Annotated in this window: 6 protein-coding genes; 4 read left to right on the top strand and 2 right to left on the bottom strand. The window is 69.9% G+C overall.

The window, feature by feature from the left end:
* Window positions 1-236 precede the first annotated feature (236 nt).
* Both DD1DGNOD_RS27375 and DD1DGNOD_RS20870 read right to left on the bottom strand, forming a co-directional pair.
* Window positions 237-1,229: a hypothetical protein gene (locus tag DD1DGNOD_RS27375; protein WP_165036944.1), complete on the bottom strand. Its 993-nt coding sequence runs from the start codon at window positions 1,227-1,229 to the stop codon at window positions 237-239.
* A 241-nt stretch (window positions 1,230-1,470) separates the two neighbouring features.
* Window positions 1,471-3,306 carry a polysaccharide biosynthesis tyrosine autokinase gene (locus tag DD1DGNOD_RS20870; protein WP_131770876.1) on the bottom strand — a complete coding sequence of 612 codons (1,836 nt, stop codon included), beginning with the start codon at window positions 3,304-3,306 and terminating at the stop codon, window positions 1,471-1,473.
* A 118-nt stretch (window positions 3,307-3,424) separates the two neighbouring features.
* Between DD1DGNOD_RS20870 and DD1DGNOD_RS20875 the strand changes: the two genes are divergently transcribed.
* From DD1DGNOD_RS20875 to DD1DGNOD_RS20890, 4 genes are all read left to right on the top strand, one after another.
* Window positions 3,425-5,365 (top strand): nucleoside-diphosphate sugar epimerase/dehydratase, encoded by a 1,941-nt coding sequence (locus tag DD1DGNOD_RS20875; protein WP_131768199.1) that lies wholly within the window; start codon window positions 3,425-3,427, stop codon window positions 5,363-5,365.
* Window positions 5,366-5,492: 127 nt separating this feature from the next.
* On the top strand, window positions 5,493-6,248 hold the full coding sequence (locus DD1DGNOD_RS20880; protein WP_131770877.1) for a tyrosine-protein phosphatase: 756 nt from the start codon (window positions 5,493-5,495) through the stop codon (window positions 6,246-6,248).
* 190 nt (window positions 6,249-6,438) lie between these two features.
* Complete coding sequence (locus DD1DGNOD_RS20885) at window positions 6,439-6,951, top strand: lytic transglycosylase domain-containing protein (protein WP_131770885.1); 513 nt, start codon at window positions 6,439-6,441, stop codon at window positions 6,949-6,951.
* 269 nt (window positions 6,952-7,220) lie between these two features.
* Window positions 7,221-8,257 (top strand): PucR family transcriptional regulator (locus DD1DGNOD_RS20890; RefSeq protein ID WP_241255877.1); only part of this gene is annotated, 1,037 nt, incomplete at its 3' end.

An 8,257-nucleotide genomic window follows, 5' to 3' on the forward strand; every position in this document is an offset into this window, starting at 1 on the left:
ACGGTCCATCGGCGCATGATGCGGATGCCAGGGAGGGCAGCCGTGCGCCGATGGCCCATCGTAGCCAGCCGACCGGACAGGACACGATCGTCGGTCCGCCCGCGCCCGCCGAGATCGGCTGCGGAAGAAGGCCGAAGGCAGCGCAATCATGCTTCTTTCACGCTGCCGGGGCCCCCAAGTCCCCAGGTCACTATGAGAGCCACCTGGCACATCCGCGTGCAGGAAGCCCCACTCGGTCAGAGCTCCTCGGGTGTCGCTCCCGACCTGCGGCGACGAGCCGCGACCCGCAGGATCACACCACCGCCTACGAGAGCCACGGCGATCGCAGCCATCGCGCCGGTCTCGGCGCCGGTGAAGGGCAGCCCACCGGCCTCGGGATACTCCTGGTCAGCCTTTTGGGGACCCTCCTGGTCAACGCCCCCGGGATCATTCCCGCCACCGGGCTGCACACCGGTCACAGGCTGCCCCACGAGGGAGCCGCCGCCACCGCCAGTACCACCGCCGCCACCACCGCCGGTGTCGCCACCGCCACCGCCGACGCCGCCTCCGCCGGTGTCGCCACCGCCACCGCCGACGCCGCCTCCGCCGGTGTCGCCGTCACCACCGGCACCGTTGATACCGCTTATACCGAAGCCGACGCCGATACCGCCGCCGGCACCGCCTTCGCCGGTAGCACCAGCGCTGGCACCACCGTCGCCGCTCCAACCGCCGACGGCTATGCCGACACCTGTGCCGCTGCGGTCACCATCAGTGGACGGATCGGTCACGGTCACGGTCGCGGCCACCGTGCGCTGCGCCACCTTGTCGGACACGGCTGCGGCATCCTGCGCCCCTGCGGGGAGAGCCGTTCCGATCGAACCGGCGCCGGCCGCCGACCCGGGCGCTGTCACCGGCACGAGCCGCGGGCCCGAGCCGGTAAGGGCATAGATGCCGGGCGCGGTGAAAGACGGCAGCTGCAGGCTGAAGTTCCCCTGGTCGTCAGCTGTGACCGTACCGGCCGTGTTGCCGTTCACCCGTACGGTGACGATGCCACCCGGCGCGAAACCGCGTCCGCCGAGGAGCACCGACTGACCAACAGGTATCGACGTCGCGCTGATCGTGGCCGTGCCGACCGGCCCGAGGCGGTCGACCGGCGGATTGGCCTGGGCGGCGACCACCGGGCCCAACGTCATGCCCAGCGCCAGCCCGCCCCCTACGAGCAACGCGACTCCGAACGTGCGAAACCTCATGGAAGCACTCCCCCTGCCCGGATTCCGGACAAGCTTGTTGACATGCGAATACGAAGAGTATATGAGATATTGCTCTCCGTGTCTACGACATTGGGTGTCCAGTCGGTTTCTTCCGCCGAGCAGCGTCACGACCACAGGTAGCGGATATTTCCGGACGGACGGGTCCGCTCATCACAGGTCCACCCACCACCGTCCGAGGCCGAGCACGGCCGGACGCCGGCAGACCATCGCGATACCGGTGTCATCGACCGCGCTTACGCCGGTGGGAACCGGCTGTCCTCGCGTTGAACGTCAACGGCGTTGTCATGTCGTTCGCCCGTCCGTCGGCAAGGTCCGCGGCAAACTCGGCGGTCGGATCGGTTTCGGCCGCAGCCGCGGTCGAGCTGCCGGCACGGGAACCACTGCGGCGCGCATCCGCGCGGTCGACGCCGCCATCGCGATGGACACGGCCGGGTTCGCCCTGCGAATCCTGCGAACTTATCGTGGCGTTGTCGAGCTCACCGGTGAATTCACTGTCGAATTCGCCGTCGTACGGTTGATGCTGGGCCGCGATCGTGACACCGCCGCCAGCGGAACCGGTAATCCCGCCGGCGGAGCCGGAGGCGCGCGACCCGGCCGTGAGTTCGACCTGCGAACGGTCGGACCGGGCCGTGGCCGGGGTGAGCACCGAATGGTCCGCAAAGGCCCAGGGCAGGGCCGTCCTGTCGGTCTGGGCATAGTCGTCATAGGCATGATAGCCGTAGGAGACGACGTCCGATCCCTTGATCGAAATCATGTTGAAAACCGTTCCCAGCATCCGGGCCTCGACCAGCCGCAGCGAGTCGGCTGCCTTGACCAGCTGCTCGCGCCGGGTCCGACCGGCACGGACGACCAGTACGGTGCCGTCGACCTGCGCGGCGAGCACGGCCGCGTCAGTCACCGGGAGCAGTGGTGGCGCATCGATCAGAACGAAGTCGAAACGGCTGGACAGCTCGCCGAGCAGATCGCTCATCCCCCGGGATCCGAGCAGTTCGCTGGGATTCGGTGGCAGTGGCCCGCTGGGCAGCACATGGAGCCGGCCGCTCTCGTCGCCCCAGGGCAGGAGCACGTCCTCGAGATCGGCAGTGCCGATCAGTACGGAGGTGAGACCGGCCGCCGTCTCGATCCCGAGATACTCCCCGAAGGACGGCCTGCGCAGGTCGCCCTCGACCAGCGCCACCCGGGCGCCGGTCTGCGCGAGAGTGATGGCCAGACGACAGATCGTCGTTGTCTTGCCCTCGGCAGGCATCGAGCTGGAGACCAGGATGGAACGCGGCGGCGCGTCCACGTCAACGAAGCGCAGGTTGGTCCTCAGCTGCCGGAACGCCTCGGCGCTTGCCGACTGCCCGCCCATATCCACGACCAGGGGATGCTGTGCGCTGGTCGTGTCGAAAGCGATCGTGCCCAGGGTCGCCAGCCCGGTCGCCGCTGTGATGTCGGCAGCGGTCACGACCCTGGTGTCGAGTCGATGTCGCACCACCGCCACGGCGACGCTGGCGATCAGGCCGAACAGCACGCCGAACGCGACAGCCCGCACGGGCTGCGGCGATACCGGCCTGGTCGGCATCTTCGCCTTCTCCCACACGTTCACCCGAACCAGGGGTGCCTTGTCGGGAGACGGGGTCTCGATCTGCGCGATGGCCTGGGAGAAGACCTCACCGACCGTGTCGGCGATCAACTGGGCGCGGCGGGGATCGGTGTCGGTGACCACGGCGCGCAGCAGGACGGTCTCAGGGACGGTCTGGGCCTGGATGCGACCGCGCAGGCTCTGTGGACTCTCGTTGAGGCCGAGCTTGTCGACGACGGCCGCGGCGACCCGTTCGCTGGCCACCAGATCGGCGTAGGACTTGACTCGCTGTTGGGACAGCAGGCCGCCCTGGTAGGCCGCTGCGGCGCTGTCGGTGGTGTCGGACGACGAGACGACCATGGTCGTGACGGCGGCGAAGGTCGGCGTCTGACGCCATGAGATGGCCGCCGCGAACAAGCCACCGAGCAGGACGCAAACCACAATGAGCGGCCAGCCTCGGCGTAGTGCCTTGACATACTCCCGAAGTTCCACCAGTAGACCAACCCTCCCCCGGGGATGCATCCCGGTCACCATATCAGCACTCTGCGCAACCAACATACTCGATGTACATCTGTACACTCACCATCTGTAGTTATTACTCTATGGAGTCATGCATAAGCAGAAGGTTGCTGACGGGCAAGGACCCGCGCAGTTGACATCGGGCAGCCGACCGGCGTCGGGCGGCCGGCTGTCGCGGATGGAGCTCCGGCGGCACGTCGGCCTGCAGATCGGGATCGACGCGGTCTGCCTGACGGTCGGACTCGGCGCCGCCTACCTCGGCCGCTTCAGCCTGTCCCCGTTAACCGACACCGGATTCTGGATGATCACGGTGGTTGCGGTCTGCCTGCTGTACTTCGTCGGCACGGCCCTGCACCTCTACCTGGGCCGCTACCGTTTCGGCGGCTTCGACGAGGTGCTGGCGCTGCTCTGCTCGGTCGTGCTCACGACGATCGGGACCATCGTCGTCGACGTCGCCTTCGGCCGTTCCGGACGGATGCCGGCGGGCATGCTCCCGCTGGCGGGCGCGGTCGGACTCGTCCTGATGTTCGGCGTCCGATACCTGTGGCGGCTGACCGGGGAACGCCGCCGGCGGCAGCAGCAGCGCACCGGCAGCGAACCGATCATCGTCTTCGGCGCGGGTGAGGGCGCCGACCGGGTACTGGCATCGATGCTGCGCACCCCGGACAGCCCCTATGCGCCCGTGGCCCTGCTCGACGACGATCCACACACCTGGAACCTGGCCCTGGGCGGCGTGCGGGTACGCGGTGGTCGCGAGGCCATCGCCACGGTCGCCCGCCAGACCGGCGCGCGCACCCTGCTGGTGGCGATCCCCAGCGCCGACGCCGCACTGCTGCGGGAGATCACCACCGTCGCCGAGAACGCCGGCCTCGTCGTCAAGGTGCTCCCCCGCGTCGTGGACCTCATCGACGGGCGGGTCGACGTCCGTGACATCCGTGACCTCGACCTCACCGACCTGCTGGGACGCTGCCAGATCCAGACCGACGTCGGGTCGGTGGCCGGCTACGTCACCGGCCGGCGGGTGCTGGTCACCGGGGCCGGCGGCTCGATCGGTTCGGAGCTGTGCCGGCAGCTGTACCGCTACCACCCCCAAGAACTGATCATGCTGGACCGGGACGAGTCCGCGTTGCGGGCCGTCCAGATATCCATCCACGGTCAGGCGATCGCCGACGACGAAACGGTGGTGCTGTGCGACATCCGGGATGTCGAGGGCGTCAACGCCGTGTTCACCCGGTACCGGCCGCAGGTGGTCTTCCATGCTGCCGCGCTGAAACATCTGCCCCTGCTGGAACGCTTCCCCGGCGAGTCGGTCAAGACCAACGTGTGGGGGACGATGACCGTCCTGGACGCCGCCGTGTCGGTGGGCGTCGAACGGTTCGTCAACATCTCCACGGACAAGGCTGCGAACCCGACCAGCGTCCTGGGCTATTCCAAGCGGATCACCGAGCGCCTGACCGCCAGCGTGCCCGCGGACGCCCGGCGCGGGGTCTTCGTCAGCGTGCGGTTCGGCAACGTCCTGGGCAGCCAGGGCTCCGTGCTAAGGGTGTTCGCCAGCCAGCTGGCCGCGGGCGGGCCGCTGACGGTCACGCACCCGGACGTCACCCGCTACTTCATGACCGTCGAAGAGGCGGTGGAACTCGTCGTCCAGGCCGGGGCGCTCGGCGGGAACGGGGACGTTCTCGTCCTCGACATGGGCCAACCGGTGCGGATCGCCGACGTTGCCAGACGGCTCGCGACCCGCGGCCCGCGGCCCGTCGAGGTGGTCTACACCGGGCTCAGCCCCGGGGAGAAACTGCACGAGGATCTCTTCGACGACGACGAGCGCGACATCCGCCGCCATCATCCCCTGATCTCCTACGTGTCCGCGCCGGCGATCGATCGGCAGCACGTCCTCGCCCTCGCTCCCTGGGGAGATCCCGAGACGACCCGGGCAGCGCTGCGTCGGCTCGCCCAGCCGCACACAGCCCGGCCGCACCCGGCAGCCCGGATAGGAGCGGCAGAAGCACCGAGCGTGGTCGGCAACGACCGCTGACCAGCACCTGCCGGCGGGCACCAGCCGCGTCCACCCGGACGGGTCCGGACGGGTCCCGGCCGGCCGCGGCGGGGCGGATGAGGCATTCACCACTCCGGGGGACGCCTCCAGTGGCTATGGTCAGCGGGTGGATCGCTGGTTCAACCTCGTCGGCGCCGACAATGTCCGGGATCTCGGCGGGCTCCCGACCACGAACGGACGGCTGACCCGGTCGGGACGGCTGCTGCGCAGCGACACCGTCCAGGAGCTGACCAAGGACGATGTCGTTGCGTTACGTAACGACTATGGCCTGCGCACAGTCATCGATCTTCGCGCCAGGGCGGAAATCGCCCGGGAGGGCCGCGGCCTGCTGGCGAACGAGGACATCGTCTACCACAACCTGTCGTTCATCCCCGGCGAGTTCGTGATGGCCGACGACCCGCGATACCCCCTCATCGTCGCCGACCGCGCCTCGCAGGACCGGGTCGAGCACTACCTCGACTACCTGCGCAAGGCGCCCGACGCGGTCGCCGGCGCCCTGCGGCTGCTCGCGGACCCCGGCTGCCTGCCGGCGCTGTTCCACTGTGCCGCGGGCAAGGACCGCACGGGCGTGCTGGCCGCTGTCGTACTCGACATCGCCGGAGTCGAACGGGATGCGGTCATCGCCGACTACGTCGCGAGCAACGAGCGGATCGACCGGGTGGATCTCCGGCTGGCCAGGCGGCCCACCTACGACCGGGCCCGAAGTATGGCCAGGACGGACGGCATGAGCTGCCGGCCGGAAGTCATCAGCCGCTTCCTCACCGCGATCGACGACACGTGGGGCGGCGCGGCCGGATGGGCCCGCCACGCCGGCGTGTCCGACGTCGCACTTCGGTCGCTGCGCGCCAACCTGATCGACTGAGCCGGGTACCGGATATCCCGTGCGAACCGCTGACACCAGCCGATGTGACCGGGTCCATACGGTTGCCCACGCTACCCAGCACAATGGGGTGGTGGACGCGACACCGCCTCGTCGACACGCCCGACCCGCCCGGCCCGGGCGCACACGCGGGGCGTCCCGGCAGCATCCGTCACAGGGCGTCACGCCGATAATGATCTTGTTCGTGGCCACGGCCTTCCTGACCACGACCCTCACCGGCTGCGGGGACGGCATTTCCCGGTCGGCGTCGAAAGTCCCGCCCAACCTGATCCCCCTCTTCCAGAATGCCGCCACGGTCTACGGCGTCCTCAGCGCGGCCCAGCTCGCGGCCCAGGCACGGGTGGAGAGCAAGTTCAACCGTGATGCGGTGTCCCGTGCGGGTGCCCGCGGCATGATGCAGTTCCTGCCCGACACCTGGAAACAGTTCGGTGTCGACGGCAATGCCGACGGCTCGGTCAACCCGCTGGACCCGGCGGACGCCATCCTGTCCGCCGCGCGCTATGACGCTCATCTGGCCCAACTCGTCCAGAAACTGCCCGGCGACCGCGTCTCGCTGATCCTTGCCGCCTATAATGCAGGGCCCGCGGCCGTCCGCGATGCCGGCGGAGTTCCCGACTTCGCCGAGACGCGGGCATATGTCGCAAACGTCCACAACTGGACCAGCCGATTCAACAACCAGCTCTAGACACGCGACGGCAGCTCCTTTCGCGTTGTCCGGAGCCCCGAGAAACCCGATGGAGAAGAAGAAATGACCGACAATGGTGGACGGCGGCCGAGCGTCGGCCCGGCGGCCGAGCGTCGGCCGCCGCGCGACGCGGCCGGGGTTCGGCCGCTACACAACCGGTGACACGGCCGCTGTCGGGCGTCGACGCCGGCGTCACCTCGAGCCCGGCGGCCGGCTCCCCGGCCGAGCGACACCTGGGTCCGGCGACAAGCCCCGCGGTGGGTCCGGCGGTGAGTCCGGCCGCTGTCGACCCGGCGACCGAGGAGGCCATCCGGCGGATCGAACGATCCAGCGGAATGCTCGCCAGCCGCGCGGTGACACGCATGCACGACGTCCTGCCCTGGTTCGCGCCCATGTCGGCCCGCCATCGGGCCGACATCCAGCTGGTGGTGCAGGCCGGGATCTCCTCGTTCGTGGAGTGGTGCCGGCGTCCCCAGCACGCCCGGGAACTGTCCGGGGACGTGTTCAGGGTCGCCCCCCGCGATCTCGTCCGGGCCGTCACCTTCCGCCGTCTGGTCGAACTGGTCCGGGTGGCGGTCGAGGCGATCGAGGCCGAGGTACCCGCCCTGGCCGGTCCCGACCACGAACAACGGCTCCTCGCCGACGTGCTGCGCTATTCCCGCGACATCGCCTTCGCCGGGGCGGTCGTCTACGCCCGCGCCGCCGAGGAGCGGGGCGCATGGGACGCCCGCCTTGAGGCGCTCGTGGTGGACCACGTCGTACGCGGCGAGGTCGAGCGGGCGCTGCCGTCACGGGCGGCGGCGCTGGGATGGCGCAACCCGCCCGCCGTCGCGGTGATCGTCGGAGACACTCCGGACCACTCCCCCGAAGTGGTCGTCGACCAGGTCCACCGCCTCGGGCGCGGGGCCGGTCTGGAAGTGCTCACCGGCGTCCACCACGAACGGCTGGTCGTCATCGTCGGTGGGGACTTCGCGACCGAGCCGGCGTCGCGGTCGACCCGGCCCGGCGTCGCCGGGTCCGGGCGCGCCCTGCTCGACGCCGTCGAAGCCCTGTTGCCGGCCTGCGGGCCCGGGCCGGTCGTCATCGGCCCGGTCGCCTCCGACCTGGCCGCGGCCGCGGCCTCGGCACACGCGGCGCTGGCGGCCGCCGACGTCGTCGCGGCGTGGCCAACTGCTCCGCGTCCGGTGACCGCGCAGGCGCTCCTGCCGGAACGGGCGCTTGCCGGTGACATCGGGGCACGCCGCGCCCTGATCGAGGACGTGTACACGCCCCTGCGGGAGGCGGGGACACCGCTGCTGGCGACGGT

The sequence above is a fragment of the Candidatus Protofrankia californiensis genome, from assembly GCF_900634765.1.
Lineage (GTDB): Bacteria > Actinomycetota > Actinomycetes > Frankiales > Frankiaceae > Protofrankia > Protofrankia californiensis.

Coding starts and splice junctions, on each gene's coding strand:
- DD1DGNOD_RS20875 (WP_131768199.1), top strand. CDS start 3,425: ATGCATAAGCAGAAGGTTGCTGACGGGCAAGGACCCGCGCAGTTGACA.
- DD1DGNOD_RS20885 (WP_131770885.1), top strand. CDS start 6,439: ATGATCTTGTTCGTGGCCACGGCCTTCCTGACCACGACCCTCACCGGC.
- DD1DGNOD_RS27375 (WP_165036944.1), bottom strand. CDS start 1,229: ATGAGGTTTCGCACGTTCGGAGTCGCGTTGCTCGTAGGGGGCGGGCTG.